Source organism: Erwinia papayae (genome assembly GCF_058241465.1).
The window spans coordinates 1606092-1630282 of the sequence record NZ_JBZCHT010000009.1; the positions used below are offsets into that span (position 1 = coordinate 1606092).

Below are 24191 nucleotides of genomic sequence, written 5' to 3' on the forward strand. Positions count from 1 at the left end.
GTCTGTTTTCATGCTTTTTGCACTTAAAAAAGTGATCGGCAGCCTGCTGTTACCCCTGCCGCTGCTGCTGCTGATCATGGCAGCTGGCCTTTTATTGCTGTGGTCTGGTCGCTGGCAGAAAACAGGCAAAATTATCCTCTGCTGCGCATGGCTGCTGCTGGTGCTGCTCAGCCTGCAACCGGTTGCCGACAGCCTGCTGAGGCCGACAGAAACCCGCTATGCCACCTGGCATCAGCAGCAGAAAGTGGATTATGTGGTAGTGCTGGGCGGCGGTTATACCTGGGATGCAAACTGGGCCCCCAGCTCGAATATGCTGAATAACAGCCTGCCGCGCCTGACAGAAGGCATCCGGTTATGGCGCGACAATCCTGGTGCGAAGATGATCTTTACCGGGGCGAAAGCACAAAATAATCCGCTCAGTTCAGCAGAAGTCACCTCACGCGTGGCACAGTCTCTGGGGGTGCCTGCGGGCGCAATCATTACGCTGGACAGGCCCCGTGATACCCGCCAGGAAGCAGAAGAAGTGGCAAAGGTGGTGGGCGAAAAACCTTTCCTGCTGGTAACCTCAGCCTCACATCTGCCGAGAGCGATGGTCTTTTTCCACCAGCAGGGGCTGAATCCTCTTCCTGCACCCGCCAACCAGTTGGCCGTTTCTTCTCCACTGAATGTGTGGGAAAAAGCCATTCCCTCTTCTTTGTGGCTGAGTCACAGCGAGCGGGCGTTGTATGAAATGCTTGGCCGTAGCTGGCAAAAAATCTCATCTCAAGGGTCAGCTAAGCCAGGGCAGAAGTGAATGGGCAGCGCGGTCAAAACGAGGCCGGTTAAAGCGACCGGTTTGAATTAATTGCTCCATCTCATGCCACAGCGTGTAAAACCAGCGACGGGCGATAAAACCGTCATTGACCGGTGCCTGCCGGAGATAGTGGAATAACACCGTTTCCGACAGCCCTTCTTCCCCCAGACGGAAAAGTTCATATTCTCGCGGTGCCCAAAGCAGGGTTCCGGGATTGATAAATGTCAGAAGCTCATCGCTGCAAGCGTCTTTCAGCATATTACTCAGTGAAAGATTTCCGTGGATCAGCACGCAGCGATCGTCGAAATCCTCAAACAAAGAGGCCAGATTTTGTCGACTGCGAAACAGCATCCGCCATTCTTCCATGGTCAACCCCTGCGGACGCATAAAGCTCAGCGTCGCCCACAGCGTTTCTACCCGCTGAGCATACCAGGCAGGCCAGCGGTTTTCCTGGGTGCTGTCAACGTTCCCCGCCAGACCGTGACTGTCGGTACGGTGCCAGGCCAGCAGAGCATCGACAATCTGTTGCTGTAACTGTAGCCAGCGTGCTGGCGTGCGGGTGGGCGCTTCTACCGGCACCCCTGGCATACGCTGAATTAACAATATTTCATGCTGAGGCTGCTGCTGGCTGACGACCAGGCCAAATACCGTTGGGATGCGGACTGTGCTGCCACGCGCCAGCATCGACAATTTATAAGCTTCCTGAGTCGCTATCCCTTTAATGTTAAAGTATTTTGCTACCAGAGGCAGTGGATGCCCCTGACCATCGTAAAGCGACCAGAGACTCCAGGGGGATTGTTCACTGATGCATTCAAGACGGCTTAGCGTCTCGCCCAATACCAGCGACAGTTCTGAACGAAGTTGTTTCATCTGCGACTCCTGACCACCCCGTCTACGGGTTGCATTTTTATTCCTGGAGCAAAAAGTGCAGAGACAAAACAGGGCCTTTCCGGCCCCAAACGGCTACAGCATGGCAGCACGGACCCTGATCAGGTCTTCTGGCGTATCGACACCAACACCAGGAATGGTTTTGGCGACATCCACATGTATTTTCTCGCCGTACCACAGCACACGCAGCTGCTCCAGCAACTCTGTCTGTTCCAGCGGGCTGGGCTGCCAGGTGACATAGCGGCGAATAAAACCGGCACGATAAGCATAGATGCCAATGTGGCGCAGAAAATGATCGCCAATTGCATCGCGCGAGACGGCGAAGCGCTCACGGTCCCAGGGGATGGTTGCCCGGGAGAAATAGAGCGCATAGCCCTGTGAATCCCGGACGACTTTCACCGCATTCGGGTTGAATGCCTCTTCTGCCGAAGAAATCGGCACGGCCAGCGTCGCCATACCTGCGGTGCTGTTTGCAAGATTCTCAGCGACCTGCCTGATGATAATCGGAGGGATCATCGGTTCGTCACCCTGTACGTTGACGATTACCGTATCATCAGCAAACTGATAATGCCCAATGACTTCAGCCAGGCGTTCAGTGCCGGACTGATGATCGGCACGGGTCATACACACTTCGCCTCCGGCATTTTCCACCGCGCGCGCCACGTCCTGGTTGTCCGTAGCAACAATCACCCGCTCAGCACCCGATTCACGCGCACGCTCCATCACATGCACCACCATCGGCTTGCCATGAATATCGACCAGGGGTTTCCCAGGAAGTCGCGTTGATGCAAAACGAGCAGGAATGATGGCAACAAAACTCATGGATGAATCTCTTCAATACGGAGTGAGCGGGCTTCAGTTTCAAGCAGCACGGGAATGCCTTCACGTACCGGGTAAGCCAGGGCGTCTGACTTACAGATAAGCTCCTGCTGATCTTTAATATAGTTCAGTTTGCCGTGACAAACCGGGCAGGCAACGATTTCAAGTAAGCGGTGATCCATAGTGTCTCCCTTGTGGAACCGATCCGACAGGCCAGCAGAATAACATAGCTCGGCAATGGGGAGTTACTCTGCACCATCAAGTGTTACAGCGGCCAGTTTTTTTTCCATGCTTCCAGCACTTCGTCGGGTAACTTTTCCAGGCGCACTGATTCAGCACCCTGCCAGCGGGCAAAACGCAAAACAGCCAGACGAAGGTCATCCAGCAGTCTCTGCGTAATCTTCACGCCTTTCTCCAGCCAGAACTGTTTAACCAGCAGCGTTTTTTCTTTACGTAACATTTTTGCATCCAGTCGTCCTTTCAGCTCACCCCTGTGCAGCACAGGCAGGACAAAGTAGCCATACTGGCGTCTCTGCTCCGGCGTGTAACATTCCAGCCGGTAATCAAAAGCAAACAGTTCCCGCAGACGTCTGCGATCCCAGACCAATGGGTCGAAGGGAGAAAGTAGCGTGCTGTGAGTAGCAACGGGCATCACCTCCAGTTCCGATATCAGAGATTGATGCAGATAACATTGCCCCAGCGTTTCAACATTAACCGGAACAACCTCCCCTGATAACACCCACTCAGCCAGCAGTTCCTTCACAGGTGCCTGTTTTAACCGGTAATAATCAGCCAGCCAGGCGGGACGAAAAACCCCGAGGCTCCTTGCACTGTTACGCAGCATCTGCCGCACGGCTTCCGTTTCATTAACGGCATCACGCGCATCATCCCAGTCCGGCATGACGTTCTGGCGCAGATCGTAGACGCGATGGAAATTCCTGCGCTCCCTTACCATTAACTCTCCTGCACTGAACAAATTTTCCAGATGCCGCTTGTGCGGTTTCCATGCCCACCAGCCTGGCTTATTTCCACCGGGCGCAGCAAAATCTGCCGATCTTACCGGTCCATTTTTTGCGATATACCCCAGTAACTCGCTGATTTCATGCTGCCAGGTTGCCATCCATTCATGGTCATATTTCCAGTCAGGATATTGTGGATTCAGCATACGGTGGCGAAACAGCGCATAGTCCATGATGGGAATAAAACAGGCTTCATGCGCCCAGTACTCAAACAGCTGACCTGCCGCCAGAGCGTCTTCCAGCCAGCGCTGAGGGTAATCACCCAGTCTGCTGAACAGCACAATATAAGGACTACGAGCGACCACATGGATGGTATCAATCTGCAATAAAGACATTCGGCCAATAGCATTGAGGAGATCATCAAACTGCGCTTTTTTCCGGGCAGGACGCAGTAGCCCCTGAGCAGCAAGCTGAAGATGACGAGCATGGCGGAGCGAGAGGGAAACAACAGGCATAGTGCACCTTCAGAAAAAAGATGCATTAAGTTTAACGGGTTTATTTGAGGCGTAAAAACTATCTGCTTCGCAGCGCCATAATCCTGTCCAGCAGGGCACAGCTTTCAGATACCGGCAACTGTGCATCAACCGGCAGATACCACCAGTTAGTCGCGGCACAGGAACGAAGTTTCACCGCATCTTTTTCTGTCATCAGCAGCACCTGATCCTCCGTCACCAGCGAAACCAACTGCGCCTGAGAATAGTCATGATGGTCGGCAAACGGCAACTCCTTAACAGGCATCAGCCCCTGCTGTCTCAGTGTGGCAAAAAAACGCGGAGGATGACCGATGCCCGCCATCGCTACGACATTTTTCAGCGCGTGCAATGGACAAATCTCACCGCTTTGCAGATTCACAGCGTTGCCCGGCACCAACTGCATTGGCAGTTCACCTGGCTGAGGTGTTCCGCCATTAGTAATAATGGCATCCACGCTTTGCAGACGTGAGGCACGTTCACGCATCGGTCCTGCCGGCAACCACCAGCCATTGCCAAATCGCCGCTGGCCATCCACCACCACAATTTCGAAATCCCGTGCCAGCGCATAGTGCTGTAAGCCATCGTCAGTGATGATCACATCAATTTCACCACGGTCCAACAATGCCTGTACCGCATCCTTTCTCCGTGGTGAAACAGCGACGGCAGCACCGGTGCGCTGATAAATCAGTACAGGCTCATCACCGGCCTCGCGGGTGGAAGTCTGCGCGTCCAGTAACAGGGGATAGCGTGCAGCCTTACCGCCGTATCCCCTGGACACCACACCAGGACGCAAACCCCGCTGTTGCAGCGCCTGTACCAACCAGATAACCACAGGTGTCTTACCATTGCCGCCTGCGGTCAGGTTACCCACCACCACCACCGGGACCGGTGCCCGCCATGAACTGCGCCATCCCGACGAATAACTGAGACGGATCAGATTAGCAATCAGCCCGTACAACCAGCTAAATGGCAGTAATAACCGCCAGAGGCCTGAGCGACCACTCCACAATTTCTCAATCATTGCCAAATTGCATTTTGTGCAGCTGGGCATAAGCGCCTCTCTGCGCCAGTAGCTCAGCATGGCTGCCGCGTTCAACGATATGGCCATCCTCAACCACAACAATCTCGTCTGCATTCTCAATAGTAGAAAGACGATGGGCAATGACCAGCGAGGTTCGGTTCTTTTGCAGTTCATCCAGCGCGGCCTGGATTGCCCGCTCTGATTCAGTATCCAGCGCCGATGTCGCTTCATCCAGAATCAGGATTGGGCAGTCACGCAGCAATGCGCGCGCAATAGCAATACGTTGACGTTGCCCACCTGACAGTAACACGCCATTTTCACCAATAACGGTGTCCAGCCCATTATCCATTTTTTGGATAAAGTCCATTGCATGAGCCATCACCGCTGCTTTCTCAATGTCTTCGCGGCTGTAGTGCTCCGCACGGGCGTAGGCAATGTTATTGGCAACGGTGTCATTAAACAGATGGACATTCTGCGAAACCAGCGCCACCTGATTTCGCAGTGAACTGAGGGTGTATTCCCGCAGGTCGTGCCCGTCCATCAAAATTTCACCCTGCTGAATATCGTAAAAACGGGTCATCAGGCTGGCAATAGTCGATTTTCCTGAACCCGAACGCCCCACCAGCGCCACCGTTTTGCCTTCAGGAATAGACAGGCTGATATTATGCAACGCTGGCACATCACGGCCTGGATAGGTAAAGGTGACATGGCGAAATTCCACATCACCTTTTGCTCGCTCAATCACCCGGCTGCCTGTGTCTGTTTCCTGCTCACTGTCCAGAATAGAAAACAACGTCTGACAGGCTGCCATACCGCGCTGGAATTGAGCATTTACGTTGGTCAGGGATTTAAGTGGACGCATCAGAGCAATCATTGATGAGAAAACTACGGTAATAGTACCGGCGGTTAATGTCTGCATCACGCTGGGGAAACTGGCCGCATACAACACAAATGCCAGAGCCAGTGAAGCAATAAGCTGGATGATAGGGTCAGAAATGGAGGATGCAGAAACCAGTTTCATGCCTTGCTGGCGCATGCGGTTGCTGACCCGATTAAAACGCTCGCTTTCAATTTTCTGACCACCGAAGATCAGCACCTCTTTGTGACCTTTCAGCATCTGCTCAGCGCTGGTGGTTACCTGCCCCATCGTATTTTGCATATTTTTGCTGATATTACGAAAGCGCTTTGAGACATAACGTATGGCGAAAGAGACAACCGGTGCCAGCACAATCAGGATGAGTGATAACTGCCAGCTGTAGTAAAACATCATGATAAACAGGCCGGCGATCGATGCCCCTTCACGAACCACCGTCACCAGTGCACTGGAAGAAGACGAAGCAACCTGCTCAGAATCATAGGTGATGCGCGAAAGCAGTGTTCCGGTGGACTGCTGATCGAAAAAGGCTACCGGCATGCCCATCATGTGGCTGAAAAGACGGCGGCGCATAGCCATCACCACGTTTCCGGAAACCCACGAGATACAATAGCTTGAAATATAGCTTGTTACACCACGTACCAACATCAGCCCAATCACTGCAAGTGGCATCCACAGCAGCACAGACGAGTTTGCCTTACCAAAACCATCATCCAGCAGCGGCTTAAGCAATGACATCATTAATACATCACCCGCTGCATTTATTACCAGAGCCACGGAAGATACGATTATCCCTGTCTTAAATGGCTTAATCATCGGCCAGAGACGGCGGAATGTCTGCCAGGTGGAGAGGTCTTTATCCTGATGCATTATTTAACCAGTTCAATTGAAATAGCCGCTCATTCTACCTGGAATAACGTGGTACGCCAAACCACTGATGATACCAACGGGGCAATATTTGCTCTCTTAAACCAGACACCCGCCAGTAATCGGAGAAAAATTGTACACTAATCTGTCCATCTCTGGCGGTATCAAACCAGCGATAGTGGTTATCGGAATAGCGTTTAATAATTCGTTCAGCTGGTAATTTCCACGCACTGTAACGAGCAGCTGAAGCCAGCGCCACCTCGCCTGCCACCGCTCTTAAAAATGGCGGTGAAGATGAGGTTCCACTTCCATGGTGAGGGACCTGCAACACTTCGGCTTTCAGGCTGCTGCGATAGCGACTGACCATTTTCAGTTCTGCCGGTGATTCAATATCGCCAGTCAACAACACACGCCACTTTCCATCGCTGACGGCGATAACACAGGATTGATTGTTACCAGACTGTGTTGTGCCTCGTTCTGGCCAGATTACATCGAATGTCAACAACTGCCATTGCCACGTTACGCCACGATGGCAGGGCAAATGCCCTTCCCTGCCCGTTTCACTACGTAACAAAGCATGTGGAAAAACCGCCTGCAAACTTTCCAGACCACCGGTGTGATCAAGATGGTTATGGCTGAGGATAATCTGCTCAACCTCAAGCCCCTGCCAGCTGAGCCACGGCAGAATCTGTCGTGTGGCAGCATCCCCCCCTTCCCAACGATTTCCAGTATCATAAACAACCGCTTTGCCGTCACGGGAGATCACCACTGACAGACCATGGCCGATATCCAGCATATCAAGCCGCCACTCAGGTACGCGAAGAGCAGAGCGCCAGAGAAAAATAGCCAGACACAGGCTCCATATTGTTACCAGAGAACTTTTCCACCATCCCAGACGCACAATCAAGACCAGTAACCAGGCCAGTGTACTCAACCACAGCACCGGATGACTTACCTTCAACCAGCCACCAGGCAAGGCGGCCAGAGGAACAAAAACACATTCAAGGCTTCTGTCGGCCAGCCACCATAACAATTGGCTGACGGGAGTGAATACATTACTTATCACGGCACAAAGGATTAACGGCACGGTAATAAAAGTGACCAGCGGCACCGCCCAGATATTAGCAACAAGCGCACTGAGACTGATTCCGTGAAAAATCATTATTTGTAATGGCATTAATAAAAGAAACATGCCCAGCTGTAAATGGAAGAGCTGTAATGGCAACCAGCGTTTTTTCTTCATGAAACGTCTGGCAAGTGGAAACCATTGATACCAGAACAGCAGCCCGGCAACCGCTGTCGCTGACAACCACAAACTGTCAGAAAGGATACTCAGCGGATCAACGAACAAAATGGTGCCAAGGCAAACTCGCCATACCTGCCAGTTACTACAACACATGCCCCATAACCGCAAAATACTCCATATGCCCAACGCCAGCATGGCACGCACAGCGGGTAAACTGCCCCCTGAAAGCCATGTATACGCCACAGCCACTGCCAGGCCAGAGATCAATGGAAAGCGGTAGCCAATCCATTGAGCAGGCAATAAAAACTGGCTGAGACGGACCAGCAACCAGCCGAAACTGGCGGCCAGACTGATGTGCATTCCTGAAATCGCCATCAAATGCGCCGTACCCGTCTCTCGCAATAATTGATTTACTTCAGCACTGACTTCATGTCGGTCGCCAAAAGCCAGTGCAGAAATTATTGCCCGCCAGGGCAGGCTGGCATAATTTTGCTGGCTGCGTTCAATAATCTGCTGACGCCAACTGCATTCTTTTTTAACAGGTTGCAAAGCAAGTACCTTTCCTGTCAGGGGGGCACTGTTGGCTGAAACATATTTCTGAGAATCGAAACCGCCTTCATTCAGATTTGCATGTACGGCTCTAAGCCTGAGTTTCATATTCCAGCGCTGACCGATACAAAATGAGGGGCTTTTCTCTGGCATTTTAACGCTGGCATAAACTGGTGGAAAAACCAGTCTGTCTGCCACACGAAGAATACGGATTTTTATCCGCTCAGATTGCAGCTGTTCGATTTGTATAAGGGCCTGCTGCGGACTGACGGTCAGGTTTTTTGTTTGTTGTAGCAATGTCCTTGCTGGCGAGATTGCCCAAAGAAACAGCAGCAGCACTATGGCTATTTCCTGACATGCCTTAATTCGGCTATTGCAAAGAAGTAAAGCGCTCGCCGTAATAAACGGGTCATATCTCTCCACCGGCAGGTTGGGAAGAAAGCAGAGAGGCAGCGTAGCGATGATTGTCCACATCGCCAGTCTGCTGAGACTGTAAGGCATCACAAACACTCCTGTTTTTCATTAAACAGAGTGTGCGATATTTATCCTTCAAAGACAGACGGATGATGTTGCTCTCCAGAGACCGCTCGCAAAAGGATTGATCCATGAAACAGAAAAAAACTTATTTATGCGTATCAGGTCCAGATTTGCTCCATCCCAGCGTTATCGCTGTTGGAATGCTTCAGAAACAGATAGCAGGCAAAAAAAAACGACACCAAAGTGTCGTTTTTTGCTCGTAATGCGGAAGCTTCAGCCGTAGATATTTGCGCGATCACGCAGCTCTTTACCTGGTTTAAAGTGGGGAACATACTTTCCTTCCAGTTCCACTTTGTCACCCGTTTTAGGGTTACGACCGGTGCGGGGCGCACGGTAGTGCAAAGAAAAGCTGCCGAAACCCCGGATTTCGATGCGTTCGCCCTGCGCCAAAGTGGTCGCCATGTGCTCCAGCATCTCTTTAACCGCATCCTCAACGACTTTTGCCGGAATATGAGAGTGCTGTCCAGCAAGTCTTTCAATCAGTTCTGACTTGGTCATGAATCCTCCGGTTAATTCCTGATGGAAAAAGTTCTGACAGTAACGACTGTTTCAGGGCAGCTAACACTGCCCTGATGCAAGCGCAATTACTCGCCTTTCGCTGCTTTAAATGCTTCAGCCATAGCGTTAGAGAAATTACCGTCTTCCTGTTTAGTGTTAACAGTATTGATAGCTTCTTTCTCGTCAGCTTCGTCTTTTGCACGGACGGACAGGCTTACAACGCGGTTTTTACGGTCAACGCCAGTGAATTTAGCTTCAACGTCGTCACCCACATTCAGCACCAGAGTTGCATCTTCAACGCGGTCACGTGAAGCTTCAGAAGCACGCAGATAACCTTCAACGCCGTCAGCCAGTTCAACTGTAGCACCTTTAGCATCAACTGCGGTTACTTTACCGTTAACGATAGCACCTTTCTTATTCAGAGAGATGTAGTTGTTAAACGGATCTTCTGCCAGCTGCTTAACGCCCAGTGAAATACGCTCACGTTCTGCGTCTACCTGCAAGACAACGGCTGCAATTTCGTCGCCTTTCTTGTATTCACGAACGGCTTCTTCTCCGGTAGCGTTCCAGGAGATATCAGACAGGTGAACCAGACCATCGATGCCACCGTCCAGGCCGATGAAGATACCGAAGTCAGTGATTGACTTGATTTTACCTTCAACACGGTCGCCCTTGTTGTGGGTTTCAGCAAACTGCTGCCATGGGTTGGATTTGCACTGCTTCAGACCCAGGGAAATACGACGACGTTCTTCGTCGATATCCAGAACCATAACTTCAACAACATCGCCAACGTTAACAACTTTAGACGGATGAATGTTTTTGTTAGTCCAGTCCATTTCAGATACGTGTACCAGACCTTCAACGCCTTCTTCAATTTCAACGAAGCAGCCGTAATCAGTCAGATTAGTCACACGACCAGTCAGTCTGGTACCCTCAGGGTAACGCTTGGCAATAGCCACCCATGGATCTTCGCCCAGCTGTTTCAGGCCCAGAGAAACACGGGTACGTTCGCGGTCGAATTTCAGCACTTTTACAGTGATTTCGTCGCCAACGTTCACGATTTCGCTTGGGTGTTTAACGCGTTTCCACGCCATGTCAGTGATGTGCAGCAAGCCATCAACACCACCCAGGTCAACGAATGCACCGTAGTCAGTAAGGTTTTTAACGATACCTTTAACTTCCATGCCTTCCTGGAGGTTTTCCAGCAGCTGATCGCGCTCTGCGCTGTTTTCGGATTCGATAACCGCACGACGTGAAACCACCACGTTGTTACGTTTCTGATCCAGCTTGATTACTTTGAATTCAAGCTCTTTACCTTCAAGGTGCAGAGTGTCACGCACCGGACGCACATCAACCAGTGAACCTGGCAGGAACGCACGAATACCGTTCAGCTCAACAGTGAAGCCGCCCTTGACTTTGCCGTTGATAACGCCAGTAACAGTTTCAGCATCTTCGTACGCTTTTTCCAGCGTGATCCAAGCTTCATGACGTTTAGCTTTCTCACGGGACAGCAGAGTTTCACCGAAGCCGTCTTCAACTGCATCCAGCGCTACGTCAACTTCGTCGCCAACCTGGATTTCCAGTTCGCCAGCCGCGTTTTTGAACTGCTCTGCCGGGATGGCAGATTCAGACTTCAGACCCGCATCAACCAGAACGACGTCTTTGTCGATAGCGACAACAACACCACGAACAATGGAACCCGGACGGGTTTCGATTTCTTTCAGGGACTCTTCAAAGAGTTGAGCAAAAGATTCAGTCATATTGATAATCTTATGATTCTTCAATTTAACGTCCACCTGACATCCTGCCGGGTGGGGTTGTTTCACATGCCCCATGACATCCATGTCACAGGGTTAAAAATTCTTACTGCGCCAGACCAAGCTTGTTACGGGCGTAATTGAGCGTGGTTTCAATAACCTGCTCAACGGACATACTGGTTGAATCCAATATCAGCGCATCACTTGCCGGGCGCAGTGGTGCGACGGCGCGGTTACGATCACGCTCATCGCGCTCTTTTATCTCGGATAAAAGGCGTTCAAAGTTAACACTAAAGCCCTTCTCCTGCAACTGCCGCATACGACGATGGGCGCGTTCCTCAGAGCTGGCATCAAGAAAAACTTTTACCGGTGCGTCAGGAAAAACCACCGTGCCCATATCCCGACCATCAGCAATCAGACCCGGCAAATCGCGAAACGCTCTTTGACGACGCAGTAGTGCCTCCCGAACGCGAGGAAATGCAGCAACTTTTGAGGCAGTATTACTGACATCCTGTGTGCGAATTTCACCTGATACATTTTCTCCCTCCAGGATCACTTCCATCTCACCATCCGTCGAGACAAAGCGAACGTCCAGGTGAGCAGCAATGGGTACCAATGCCTCTTCTGAAGTGATATCAACCTGATGGTGTAAAGCCGCCAGCGCCAGAACGCGGTAAATCGCGCCTGAGTCAAGCAGGTGCCATTGTAATGCCTCAGCTATTGCTCTGCATAAGGTCCCTTTACCAGCACCGCTGGGGCCATCAATGGTGATCACCGGGGCTAAAGCCGTCATGTCATTCTCCTGTCGCTGAGGATGTCTGATTAGCCTGCTCAGACAAATATCGAGGCGTATTATACGCTGCAACAGCCACAATCGTTACCCTTTAAGCATAGACACAGTTAAATTAATCGGTTTTTCAGAGCAGTTGGAAGGATCTGGTTAATTGAGGAGAGGAAGTTATTAAGCACGCCACCGCGCGATTGTGCAGTGGCGTAGTTCAGGACATTCAGGCCATTTTGCTTAAGCCAGCCAGTCGCTCAAAGTAATCAGGAAAGGTTTTTGCGGTGCATTTTGGATCAAGGATCGTGACCGGCGTGGAAGAAAGCGCAACCAGTGAAAAACACATTGCCATGCGGTGATCGTTGTACGTGCCAATCTCTGCACTATGAAGCGTTTGGGGGGGCGTTATACGAATATAATCGTGTCCCTCTTCAACTTCTGCACCCACTTTTCGCAGTTCGGTTGCCATCGCAGCCAGACGATCGGTTTCCTTAACCCGCCAGTTATAAATATTACGCATCATGGTGGTGCCTTCAGCGAACAACGCGGTGGTGGCAATGGTCATGGCGGCATCAGGAATATGGTTCATATCCAGATCGATGCCGTGAAGTTCTCCCCGCGTGCAGGCGATATAATCATCACCCCATTCTATGCTGGCCCCCATTTTCTCCAGCACGTCTGCAAAGCGAATGTCCCCTTGCATGCTGTTGCGCCCAATGCCAGTGACTTTTACCGTACCGCCTTTGATTGCCGCCGCCGCAAGGAAATAAGATGCAGATGACGCATCCCCTTCAACCAGATATTCGTCCGGAGAAAGATATTGCTGATTTCCTGCAACATGGAACTCCTGGTAATTTTGGTTGCTGACCGTTACTCCGAAGCTCTTCATCAGGTTAAGGGTAATGTCGATGTAAGGTTTTGAAACTAAATCGCCCTTAATCACAATTTTTGTATCGTTCGGGGCCAATGGCGCTGCCATTAATAAAGCTGTCAGAAACTGACTGGATACGCTGCCATCGACCGAAACCTCACCGCCAGTAAAACCTCCGCAAATACGCAGCGGCGGGTAATCCTGCATTTCAAGGTAATCGACTTTTGCTCCGCCCTGACGCAATGCATCAACAAGATGTCCAATCGGCCGCTCTTTCATTCTCGGCTCGCCGGTCAGAACAAGATCATTATCGCCAAGGCACAAGGCAGCAGTGAGCGGACGCATTGCCGTACCGGCGTTGCCTAAAAAAAGTTCAAGTGGTTTGTCCGCATGCAGCGGACCGCCCTGACCAATTACTTCACATACCGTGCGATTAGCAGATAGCGTAAAGCTGACACCTAACGCCTGCAATGCGTTGAGCATGTAACGCACATCATCACTGTCCAGGAGATTGGTAAGGCGGGTGGTGCCTTTTGCCAGTGCTGCCAGTAACAGAGCACGATTAGAAACGCTTTTGGAACCGGGCAAATTGACAGTGCCCTTAACCAGAGCAACAGGTTGTAACGTCAGGGATTCCTGCATGTATTACTTATTCTCCAAATAAAATGCACTTAAACCCCGCAAGGCTGCGAGGTTTACGTTTTTTCAGGTTACTGCTTACATTTAACCATGACGACGCTCAAAATCGACCATAAAATCGGTCAGCGCCTGCACACCTTCCAGCGGCATAGCGTTATAGACAGAAGCGCGCATACCACCTACAACACGGTGACCTTTAAGCGCATGCAATCCTGCTGCAAGAGACTCTTCCAAAAAAACTTTATCCAAAGCTGAATCTACAAGTTGGAAAGGCACATTCATCCGCGATCGGTTCGGGCTTGCCACATCATTGCGGTAAAAATCACTCTGGTCGATAACGCCGTAAAGCAGATCTGCTTTCGCCTGGTTACGTTTATCCAGCTCAGCCACACCACCTTGCTGTTTCAGCCACTTGAATACCAGACCAGAGAGATACCAGGCAAAAGTCGGAGGTGTATTAAACATCGAATCGTTATCGCTCAGCACCTGATAATCAAGGATCGAGGGTAATGATTTAGTGGCCTGTCCGAGTAAGTCTTCACGCACCACCACCAGGGTCAGACCGGCAGGACCAATGTTCTTCTGTGCGCCAGCATAAATTACACCATAGCGATTGATATCAATAGGTTGAGAAAGTATGGTTGATGACAAATCAGCCACTACCACTTTGTCACCAAAATCAGGCTCTTCGTGAATAGCAATACCATCGATTGTCTCATTGGGACAATAATGAACATATGCGGCATCATCTGACAGCGCCCACTGACTCATTGGGGTAATGGCACGCAGACCATCCACTGTGGTTTTAGCATCAATAACATTTGGTTTGCAGTATTTGGATGCTTCTTTAATTGCGCTGTGCGCCCAGTAACCACCATCAACATAGTCCGCTGATGAGCGGCCACCTAAAAGATTCATGGGAACAGCTGCAAATTGCGCGCGGGCCCCGCCATGACAGAACAATACTTTGTAGTTTTCCGGAATTTTGAGTAAATCGCGAAAATCTTTCTCTGCTTCTTCCGCAACATGAATGAACTCTTTACTACGGTGGCTAATCTCCATTACCGACGTTCCAAGACCCTGCCAGTTGCAGAGTTCATGTTCAGCGCGTCTTAATACTTCCACCGGCAGCATTGCCGGTCCGGAGCTAAAATTGAAAACCTGACTCATTTCCCCTCACCACCTTCATATCAATCGTTTTAATTCTGCTATCGGTTTTATCACTGCCAACAAGGAGCTGCAATGTTTAATCCGGTAAGCCGACCAGTTCTTCGTGCTGTTACGCAACACGTTGTAAAGCTATGCATGACCTTAGCGATAATTTGTGAGGCTGCTCCAGTAAGACAAATCAGTCCCATACTCAATGACAGGAAAACTGCCAGAATAACGGTAATCAAATTCTCAGCCGCATAGCGCATCAGGCTTAAACCCCGTATTATTGCGCGCTTTCGATACATATCAAACGAGTGGGCACTATGACGCATACGTATATCCCAGGCAAAGATGCCGCGTTGGAAGACTCCATCGCACGCTTTCAGCAAAAATTACAGGATTTGGGCTTTCACATAGAAGAAGCGTCCTGGCTAAACCCGGTTCCTAATGTCTGGTCGGTTCATATTCGCGATCGCGACTGCCCGCTGTGTTTCACCAACGGTAAAGGAGCCAGTAAAAAAGCTGCGCTCGCCTCAGCACTGGGGGAATATTTCGAGCGCCTGTCAACCAACTACTTTTTCGCTGATTTCTGGCTGGGTAAATCCGTTGCCAATAGTGACTTTGTTCACTACCCGAATGAAAAATGGTTCCCTTTGCCAGACGATAACACCCTGCCGCAAGGTATTCTTGATACAGCCCTCAGAGCATTTTACGATCCCGAGCAGGAACTTAGCGCCAGCGATCTGATTGACTTGCAATCGGGCAATACAGAGCGTGGTATCTGTGCCCTGCCGTTCACCCGTCAGTCCGATCAACAAGTCGTCTATATTCCGATGAATATCATCGGTAACCTGTATGTATCTAACGGCATGTCTGCCGGCAACACGCGCAATGAAGCACGCGTTCAGGGATTATCTGAAGTCTTTGAGCGCTATATCAAAAACCGCATTATTGCTGAGTCCATCAGCCTGCCGTCAATTCCCGATGAAGTGCTGAACCGTTATCCTGCAGTTGTCGAAGCCATCGCCAGACTGGAAAAAGAAGGTTTCCCAATCCTTTCTTACGATGCCTCACTCGGCGGTAAATACCCGGTTATTTGCGTGGTGTTGTTCAACCCGGCTAATGGAACCTGCTTTGCTTCTTTCGGCGCTCACCCGGATTTTGGCGTCGCTCTCGAGCGCACCGTGACAGAATTATTGCAGGGGCGCAGTCTGAAAGATCTGGATGTATTTACCCCACCGACTTTTGATGATGAAGAAGTGGCGGAACATGCCAATCTGGAAACCCACTTTATCGATTCGAGCGGGCTGATCTCGTGGGACTTGTTTAAAGATGATGCTGACTATCCATTTGTAGACTGGAGCTTTAAAGGAAGTACAGAAGAAGAATTTGCAACTTTAATGGCAATTTTCCGTACAGAAGAGCATGAGGTGTATATTGCGGATTATCAACATCTGGACGTTTATGCCTGCCGCATTATCGTGCCGGGCATGTCAGATATTTATCCGGTCGATGATTTGCTGCTGGCAAATAACAATATGGGAGCATATCTGCGTGAAACCCTGCTTTCTCTGCCCGAGAGTTGCTGGGAAAAAGAAGATTATCTGGCGCTGATTGAGCGTCTGGATGAAGATGGTCACGATGATTTTACCCGCGTGCGTGAACTCCTCGGTCTGGCTACGGGTAAAGATAACGGCTGGTACACTCTGCGCATTGGTGAACTTAAAGCTATGCTGGCACTGGCCGGCGGGGATATTGATCAGGCATTGATCTGGACCGAGTGGACCATAGAGTTTAACGCTTCTGTTTTCACTCCAGCCCGGGCTAACTACTACCGTTGTCTCCAGACGTTACTCCAGTTAAGTCAGGAAGACGAAAGAGAGCTCTTACAGTATCATCACGCCTTTGTACGCATGTATGGCGATGAAGCGGTTGAAGCCGCCTCAGCAGCGCTCAGCGGTGAAGCACCATTTTATGGCTTGCAGGCGATTGATGAGCAGCTTTTAGCACTCCCGGCACATCAGTCTTTATTGGCCGCTTACGAAAAACTTCAGCAAGCTAAGCGCCAAAACTGGCAATAATAAGTATTCAGGTGGCCTGTAATAACTTAAACAGTCCACCTGCTATTTCAGCGCCACTTGATAATTTATTTTTCCAAACATATTAATTGAGTTCTTATGAAATAAGAACCACTAATATGAAAAAAATAACAATTCATTTATATTTACCTCTTATTTTTTACATTATTTTTTGTCAAATTCAGAGCACCTCAACTTTTTTTAAGTGGATTAAAATATTTTTTATTCATATTTATCATAAAGTTAAAATTAAAAACCACAGAAAAAAACAGGGTGTTAAATATTTCCGGATTTGCGTTATATGATCTGAATCAATTTCTAACCTATACTCCTTTGCTAGTATTTTAGCGTTGATTAATTCAGGGAGTAGTTAGTGTGAAAGCTGGCAACCCGTTCGATTTACTTTTACCGTCTGAAATGGCTAAGGTCGCTGAAGAAGCCGGTGTATATAAAGCGACAAAACGACCCTTCACGACTTTTTTCCTGGCTATTACTGCCGGGGTTTTTATTTCCATCGCTTTTGTTTTTTACATCACCGCCACCACCGGTACTGAGGGTGTTCCCTATGGACTGGCTAAGTTAGTCGGCGGAATATGCTTCTCACTTGGATTAATGTTAGTGGTGGTTTGCGGAGCCGATCTGTTCACCTCGACCGTATTGACTATGGTAGCAAAAGCCAGCGGTCGCATCTCATGGGGTCAACTCAGCCGCAACTGGCTCAACGTTTATATTGGTAATTTCTTCGGCGCGATCTTCTTTGTCGGGCTGATCTGGTTTGCTGGCCAGTATATGGCGGCAAATGGTGCATGGGGGTTAAATGTTCTGCAAACGGCTGACCATAAAATGCACCATACTTTTATCGAAGCAATCTGTCTTGGCACTCTGGCGAATCTGATGGTTTGTATGGCCGTATGGATGAGCTATTCCGGTCGAAGTCTGACTGACAAGATGTTAGCAATGGTCCTGCCAGTAGCCATGTTTGTCGCCAGTGGGTTTGAGCACAGCATCGCAAACATGTTTCTTATCCCAATGGCTATCGTAATCAAAGATTTCGCCTCACCTGAGTTCTGGCAGGCTACCGGCACCACTGCAGCTCATTTTTCCAGCCTGACAGTCCGTAACTTTGTGATGGACAATCTCATCCCGGTCACTATTGGCAATATTATTGGTGGTGGATTGCTGGTAGGTCTGACGTACTGGGTCATTTATCTGCGTGACGGCGATCACCACTGAAAAAGACAGATTTGGCATCCGTCGCCTGCCTGTTAACGGTGGCGGAAACGCAGGAACTTAATGTAATTAAGGTAGGTTCAAATGAGCGAGCAAAATGAAAAACAGGCTGCTGCCTGGGCAGGCTTTGCACAAGGTGAATGGCAGAACAGCGTAAACGTTCGTGACTTTATTCAGAAGAACTACACTCCCTATGAAGGCGATGAAGCCTTTCTGAGTGGTGCGACTGAAGCGACGACTGCGCTGTGGGATCAGGTAATGGAAGGCATTAAGCTGGAGAACCGCCCCCATGCACCTGTTGATTTCGATACCGACCTTGCAGCCACTATCACCTCTCATGATGCGGGCTATATTAACAAAAAGCTGGAAACTATCGTCGGGTTGCAGACTGAAGCCCCTCTGAAACGCGCATTGATACCGTTTGGCGGCATCAAAATGTTTGAAGGTTCTTGTAAAGTCTATGGTCGTGAGCTGGATCCTGGCCTGAAAAAAATCTTCACTGAATACCGTAAAACTCATAATCAGGGTGTGTTTGATGTTTACACGCCTGATATTCTGCGCTGCCGTAAATCAGGCGTGTTGACCGGTCTGCCAGATGCCTATGGCCGTGGCCGTATCATCGGGGATTACCGTCGTGTCGCACTTTACGGTATCGATTTCCTGATGAAAGACAAATTTGCTCAATTCACTTCATTACAAGGCGATATGGAAAATGGTGTGAATCTGGAATCTACCATTCGCCTGCGTGAAGAAATTGCTGACCAGCATCATGCTTTACAGCAGATTAAAGAGATGGCAGCAAAATACGGTTGTGATATCTCTGCGCCAGCAGCAACCGCTCAGGAAGCAGTGCAATGGACCTATTTTGGTTATCTCGCGGCGGTTAAGTCACAGAATGGCGCAGCGATGTCCTTTGGACGCGTCTCCACCTTCCTTGACGTTTATATAGAGCGAGACCTTAAAGCTGGTAAAATCACAGAGCAGCAGGCGCAGGAATTAATTGACCATCTGGTGATGAAACTGCGTATGGTGCGTTTTCTGCGTACTCCGGAATATGACGAGCTGTTCTCTGGGGACCCCATCTGGGCAACGGAGTCCCTCGCCGGAATGGGTGTTGATGGCCGTACTCTGGTAACTAAAAACAGCTTCCGCTTCCTTAACACGCTTTACACTATGGGTCCGTCCCCTGAACCCAATATGACTATTCTGTGGTCTGAAAAACTGCCACAGAACTTCAAAAAATATGCCGCAAAAGTCTCAATTGACACCTCATCTGTTCAGTATGAAAACGATGATTTGATGCGCCCTGACTTCAATAACGATGACTATGCAATTGCATGCTGCGTCAGTCCAATGATTGTCGGTAAGCAGATGCAGTTCTTCGGTGCCCGTGCCAACCTCGCCAAAACCATGCTGTATGCTATCAATGGCGGCGTGGATGAAAAACTGAAAATGCAGGTGGGTCCGAAAGAAGCACCGATGATGGATGAAGTGCTGGACTATGACAAAGTGATGGATCGCATGGATCACTTTATGGACTGGCTGGCGAAACAGTACGTCACCGCTCTGAACATCATCCACTATATGCACGACAAGTACAGCTATGAAGCTTCGCTGATGGCACTTCACGATCGGGATGTCTATCGCACCATGGCCTGCGGTATAGCCGGACTGTCAGTTGCGGCAGATTCTCTTTCAGCGATTAAGTATGCAAAAGTTTCCACCATCCGCGATGAAGATGGTCTGGCCATCGACTTTAAAATCGAAGGGGAATATCCACAGTTTGGTAATAACGATGCCCGCGTAGATGATATTGCCTGCGATCTGGTTGAACGTTTCATGAAGAAAATTCAGAAACTGCAAACTTACCGTAACGCGGTACCAACCCAGTCTGTCCTGACCATTACATCTAATGTGGTGTATGGTAAGAAAACAGGTAACACGCCGGATGGACGTCGGGCGGGTGCACCGTTCGGGCCTGGAGCTAATCCAATGCATGGTCGCGATCAAAAAGGTGCTGTTGCCTCATTAACTTCCGTCGCTAAACTGCCATTTGCCTATGCGAAAGATGGTATCTCCTATACCTTCTCTATCGTGCCAAATGCGTTAGGTAAAGATGATGACGTGCGCAAAACTAACCTTGCAGGCCTTATGGATGGCTATTTCCATCATGAAGCCAGCATTGAAGGCGGTCAGCATCTGAACGTAAACGTGATGAACCGTGAAATGCTGTTGGATGCCATGGATAATCCTGAGAAATATCCTCAGTTGACTATTCGCGTTTCTGGTTATGCTGTTCGTTTTAACTCGTTAACCAAAGAGCAGCAGAAGGATGTCATTACCCGCACCTTCACTAAGACTATGTAAACGCTGTTTGATCTGAGTTCAAAAGGCTCCTTACAGGAGCCTTTTTTCCAGTCTCGTTTGTCAGCACTCTGAATCACCTCCAGGTTGCTGACAAAACAGACTTAACGCAGCTTAAGACTGCGTATCTGCCACCCGGCGGATTACCACCGTGGAGAATTCATCGCAATGTCAGTAAAAGGCCGCATCCATTCATTTGAATCCTGTGGGACCGTTGACGGCCCCGGCATCCGTTTCATTACCTTCTTTCAGGGCTGCCTGATGCGCTGTCTCTATTGCCACAACCGTGATACCTGGGATACACACGGCGGTAAAGAGATTACCGTTGAAGAATTAATGAAAGATGTGGTTTCTTACCGCCATTTTATGAATGCTTCCGGCGGAGGTGTTACCGCATCAGGCGGCGAGGCTATTTTGCAGGCTGAGTTTGTTCGTGACTGGTTTCGCGCCTGCCACGCGGAAGGAATTAATACCTGTCTCGACACCAATGGCTTTGTTCGCCGTTACGATCCGGTTATTGATGAGTTACTTGAGGTGACTGATTTGGTGATGCTGGATCTGAAACAAATAAATGACGACGTTCATCAGATTCTGGTGGGTGTTTCCAATCATCGCACACTTGATTTTGCCAGATACCTTGCCAAAAAAAATGTAAGAACGTGGATCCGTTATGTAGTTGTTCCCGGCTATTCCGACGATGATGAATCAGCGCACCGTCTCGGTGAATTCACCAGAGACATGGGCAACGTTGAAAAAATCGAACTACTTCCCTATCACGAACTGGGTAAACACAAATGGCTGGCAATGGGAGAGGAATATAAGCTCGGGGACGTACATCCCCCCAGAGCTGAGACAATGGAACGGGTAAAAAATATTCTTGCCAGTTATGGTCACAAAGTCATGTATTAATGAAAAAGAGCGAGCTGTCTGGCTCTTGTTCATGCATGTGCAATTGGCGTCGCATGCTGGTCCACTTTACGTAGCAACATCATCAGATAAACGACTGCCACCGCCGCTATCATCACAAACAAAACCCGGTCGGAATAATTCTGCATCAGCATGGATGTCATGGCCGGACCCGCAAGGCTGCCGATGGTATAGCTGAGCAACAGCGCCTGATTCATTGCCACCAACTCATGGTGATTAACTTTTTCACAGGCCCAGGACATGGCTACCGGATAGAGTGTGAATCCCGCAGCCCCAAGAACAAACAGTGCAGGTGCCATTGCAGCGTTACTCAACATGGCCAGCGCGCCAAGAATGATCCCAAAGACCTGCACACGCAATACCAACAGTCGGCCATAACGATCGGCCAGACGTCCGACCGGCCACTGACCGACAATTCCCGAACTGACCAGAAGGGCCATCCAGTAACCCACCGTAGCATCACTCATCCCCTGATGTGACAGATACAACGGCATCAGTCCATACAGTGACCCCAACAAAATACCGGAAATGATGCAGCCACTGATGCCCGGTCTGGCGCTACGCAGACGGAGCATTGGCAATAGTCTTCCCGGCGTCGTCTCTTCAGTATTATCTTTGGATGTCACTTTGGTGAAAACCAGGGGAAGGATTGCTGCTATGACCAAACCTGTAACCCACGGCAGCACATGGAGTAACTCGGTTGATACTTTGCTGACCAGCAATTGTCCGGTTACGGTCGCAAGGTAGTAAACAATCATATAAGCAGCAAGCAACTGGCCACGGTTACGTATTGTACCGCTACAAAGCAAGGCACTTTCCACAATAACCCAGATTAATGCACAACCGATGCCGGCAAAAAAACGTGAGGCAGACCACGCCCACATACCGTTCTGCAAGCCAAGCGCTATAGTGCCAAGTGCAAAAATAACCGAAGCAATGTAATAGCTGCGGTTAAAACCAAAACGTTTAATGACCCAACCAGCCAGTAAGGTGCCCACCAGATTGCCGCTGTACCAGGCAGAACTGACCACCCCAACCTGCCAGGTTGGCAATAATTCATGGGTGAGCCATAACGGCACCAACGTATTAAGGACAGCAATTGAAATTGTCAGCAGTAAAAGGCCGCTCAGCAGCACAATAACAGGGCGGGACCAGGTTGACATTGTCAATAAACACCAAAACGGCGGGGAGAGTGAACGCATAATGCCAGTTAACAAATTATTGTCAACGGAGACAGATTCACCAACGCACAATTTGCCAGCCAGCAATTTAATTTGCTTATCCGAAAGCGATTAAATCTGTGCCCGTTTCACTTAATTATTAGTTTAATCATATATAAAACAGAAAATTAAAAATTTCAGCGTGGAAATTTTCGATAAAGTTTATTACTGGAAAGGTTTCTTTGTTTAAGCAGAATTTCTGAAGGAAGAGAGCGGTTTTTTATTTCCCTGAAAACAAACCTGCCGGCTACAGCCGGCAGATTCAGACAAAATCAGCCAATAAATTCCAGATTTTTCATGTATGGCCGCAATACATCCGGTACGGCGATGCGACCGTCAGCCTTCTGGTAGTTTTCCAGTACCGCAACCAGGGTACGGCCTACTGCAAGTCCTGAACCATTTAATGTATGCACAAGGTGTGGTTTCTTTTCGGTTTTGCTACGGCAACGAGCCTGCATCCGGCGTGCCTGGAAATCGCCCATATTTGAACAGGAAGAGATTTCACGATAAGTATCCTGTGCAGGAAGCCACACTTCCAGATCATAGGTTTTAGTTGAGCCAAAACCCATATCTCCGGTACACAGCAGTACTTTACGGTACGGTAATTGCAGCAATTGCAGCACTTTTTCAGCATGTCCGACCAGCTCTTCCAGAGCCTGCATTGAGTCTTCAGGCCGGGTGATATGCACCATTTCAACTTTATCAAACTGGTGCATACGGATCAGGCCACGGGTATCGCGCCCGTAAGCACCTGCTTCAGAACGGAAACAGGGCGTGTGTGCAGTAAATTTGAGTGGCAGCGACTCTTCTTCAAGAATTTCATCGCGGACCATATTGGTCAGAGGGACTTCAGACGTTGGTATTAACGCATAATCACTGGCTGACGCTTCCTCTTCCAGGGGGCGGGTATGGAACAAATCTTCCCCAAATTTCGGTAACTGCCCTGTACCATATAATGATGCGTGATTTACCAGGTAAGGGACGTACGTTTCCAGATAGCCATGCTGCTCGCTGTGCAGATCCAGCATAAACTGACTCAAAGCACGATGCATCAGGGCAATCTGTCCCTGCATAACCACGAAGCGAGAACCTGTAAGTTTGGCCCCCATAGCGAAATCCAGTCCACCCGCCATTTCACCCAGTTCAACATGGTCACGGACCGCAAAATCAAATTTTTGTGGTTCTCCCCAGCGTGAAATTTCCAGGTTTTCGCTGTCATCTTTACCTGACGGCACTTCGTCAGCGGGAATATTAGGAATGGCCAACGCTGCATCACGAATTTCATTCTGCAACTTGTCCAGTTCCGTTTTGGCCGCCTCAAGCCGCTCGCCGAGTGCGTTCACTTCCTCACGTAACGGCTCGATATCTTCCCCACGCGCTTTGGCCTGCCCGATAGTTTTGGATCGGGAATTACGTTCCGCCTGAAGCGTTTCCGTTTCGACCTGCAAAACTTTACGGCGTTCTTCTTGTGAACGTAGTGTTTCAACATCCAGTTTAAAGCCCCGGCGTGCCAGTTTTTCAGCGACTGCGTCTGGCTCATTACGCAGCAGATTGGGATCGAGCATGCTTATCCTGTGATTAATATATT

General features: G+C 49.5%; 18 protein-coding genes and 1 pseudogene. 5 read left to right on the forward strand and 14 right to left on the reverse strand.

What is annotated here, in order from left to right:
* The first annotated feature begins 10 nt into the window (after positions 1 to 10).
* Positions 11 to 793, forward strand: a complete 783-nt coding sequence (gene elyC / locus AC3RPL_RS12415) for an envelope biogenesis factor ElyC (protein WP_490740239.1) — start codon at positions 11 to 13, stop codon at positions 791 to 793.
* Here the strand turns inward: elyC and AC3RPL_RS12420 are convergent.
* The 12 genes and pseudogenes from AC3RPL_RS12420 to serC form a co-directional block, all read right to left on the reverse strand.
* A complete protein-coding gene (locus tag AC3RPL_RS12420; RefSeq protein WP_490740240.1) occupies positions 770 to 1663 on the reverse strand; it encodes a YcbJ family phosphotransferase in 894 nt (297 codons plus the stop codon). The genes elyC and AC3RPL_RS12420 overlap by 24 nt on opposite strands.
* A gap of 93 nt (positions 1664 to 1756) precedes the next feature.
* Complete coding sequence (gene kdsB / locus AC3RPL_RS12425) at positions 1757 to 2503, reverse strand: 3-deoxy-manno-octulosonate cytidylyltransferase (RefSeq protein WP_490740241.1); 747 nt, start codon at positions 2501 to 2503, stop codon at positions 1757 to 1759.
* Entirely contained in the window at positions 2500 to 2682 is a 183-nt protein-coding gene (locus AC3RPL_RS12430; RefSeq protein WP_034941154.1) for a Trm112 family protein, read from the reverse strand. The genes kdsB and AC3RPL_RS12430 overlap by 4 nt, the downstream gene beginning before the upstream one ends.
* 83 nt (positions 2683 to 2765) lie before the next feature.
* A complete protein-coding gene (locus tag AC3RPL_RS12435; RefSeq protein WP_490740242.1) occupies positions 2766 to 3974 on the reverse strand; it encodes a winged helix-turn-helix domain-containing protein in 1209 nt (402 codons plus the stop codon).
* Positions 3975 to 4032: 58 nt separating this feature from the next.
* The gene (gene lpxK, locus AC3RPL_RS12440; RefSeq protein ID WP_490740243.1) at positions 4033 to 5013 is read right to left on the reverse strand and encodes a tetraacyldisaccharide 4'-kinase; all 981 of its coding nucleotides are present in this window, start codon (positions 5011 to 5013) and stop codon (positions 4033 to 4035) included.
* On the reverse strand, positions 5006 to 6757 hold the full coding sequence (gene msbA, locus AC3RPL_RS12445; protein WP_490740244.1) for a lipid A ABC transporter ATP-binding protein/permease MsbA: 1752 nt from the start codon (positions 6755 to 6757) through the stop codon (positions 5006 to 5008). Before msbA ends, lpxK begins: the two co-directional genes overlap by 8 nt.
* Before the next feature lie 34 nt (positions 6758 to 6791).
* Positions 6792 to 9050: a ComEC family protein gene (locus tag AC3RPL_RS12450; protein ID WP_490740245.1), complete on the reverse strand. Its 2259-nt coding sequence runs from the start codon at positions 9048 to 9050 to the stop codon at positions 6792 to 6794.
* Between the two features lie 249 nt (positions 9051 to 9299).
* A pseudogene (gene ihfB / locus AC3RPL_RS12455) lies at positions 9300 to 9590 on the reverse strand (integration host factor subunit beta); the annotation flags it as partial.
* A gap of 80 nt (positions 9591 to 9670) precedes the next feature.
* Entirely contained in the window at positions 9671 to 11344 is a 1674-nt protein-coding gene (rpsA, locus tag AC3RPL_RS12460) for a 30S ribosomal protein S1 (RefSeq protein WP_034941354.1), read from the reverse strand.
* 103 nt (positions 11345 to 11447) lie between these two features.
* Positions 11448 to 12134, reverse strand: a complete 687-nt coding sequence (cmk, locus tag AC3RPL_RS12465) for a (d)CMP kinase (protein ID WP_034941166.1) — start codon at positions 12132 to 12134, stop codon at positions 11448 to 11450.
* A 214-nt stretch (positions 12135 to 12348) separates the two neighbouring features.
* On the reverse strand, positions 12349 to 13635 hold the full coding sequence (gene aroA / locus AC3RPL_RS12470; RefSeq protein WP_490740246.1) for a 3-phosphoshikimate 1-carboxyvinyltransferase: 1287 nt from the start codon (positions 13633 to 13635) through the stop codon (positions 12349 to 12351).
* An 81-nt stretch (positions 13636 to 13716) separates the two neighbouring features.
* The gene (serC, locus tag AC3RPL_RS12475) at positions 13717 to 14802 is read right to left on the reverse strand and encodes a 3-phosphoserine/phosphohydroxythreonine transaminase (protein ID WP_490740247.1); all 1086 of its coding nucleotides are present in this window, start codon (positions 14800 to 14802) and stop codon (positions 13717 to 13719) included.
* A gap of 305 nt (positions 14803 to 15107) precedes the next feature.
* On the opposite strand from serC, the gene ycaO reads away from it, so the two are divergent.
* From ycaO to pflA, 4 genes are all read left to right on the forward strand, one after another.
* The gene (gene ycaO, locus AC3RPL_RS12480) at positions 15108 to 16865 is read left to right on the forward strand and encodes a 30S ribosomal protein S12 methylthiotransferase accessory factor YcaO (RefSeq protein WP_490740248.1); all 1758 of its coding nucleotides are present in this window, start codon (positions 15108 to 15110) and stop codon (positions 16863 to 16865) included.
* Between the two features lie 372 nt (positions 16866 to 17237).
* On the forward strand, positions 17238 to 18095 hold the full coding sequence (focA, locus tag AC3RPL_RS12485; RefSeq protein WP_034941178.1) for a formate transporter FocA: 858 nt from the start codon (positions 17238 to 17240) through the stop codon (positions 18093 to 18095).
* Positions 18096 to 18176: 81 nt separating this feature from the next.
* Positions 18177 to 20459 (forward strand): formate C-acetyltransferase, encoded by a 2283-nt coding sequence (gene pflB, locus AC3RPL_RS12490; RefSeq protein ID WP_490740249.1) that lies wholly within the window; start codon positions 18177 to 18179, stop codon positions 20457 to 20459.
* Positions 20460 to 20624: 165 nt separating this feature from the next.
* Entirely contained in the window at positions 20625 to 21365 is a 741-nt protein-coding gene (gene pflA, locus AC3RPL_RS12495; RefSeq protein WP_034941181.1) for a pyruvate formate lyase 1-activating protein, read from the forward strand.
* 29 nt (positions 21366 to 21394) lie between these two features.
* Here the strand turns inward: pflA and AC3RPL_RS12500 are convergent, their stop codons facing one another.
* Together AC3RPL_RS12500 and serS are read right to left on the reverse strand one after the other, a co-directional pair.
* On the reverse strand, positions 21395 to 22546 hold the full coding sequence (locus tag AC3RPL_RS12500; RefSeq protein WP_490740250.1) for an MFS transporter: 1152 nt from the start codon (positions 22544 to 22546) through the stop codon (positions 21395 to 21397).
* Between the two features lie 329 nt (positions 22547 to 22875).
* On the reverse strand, positions 22876 to 24168 hold the full coding sequence (gene serS / locus AC3RPL_RS12505) for a serine--tRNA ligase (protein WP_490740251.1): 1293 nt from the start codon (positions 24166 to 24168) through the stop codon (positions 22876 to 22878).
* Positions 24169 to 24191: the final 23 nt, after the last annotated feature.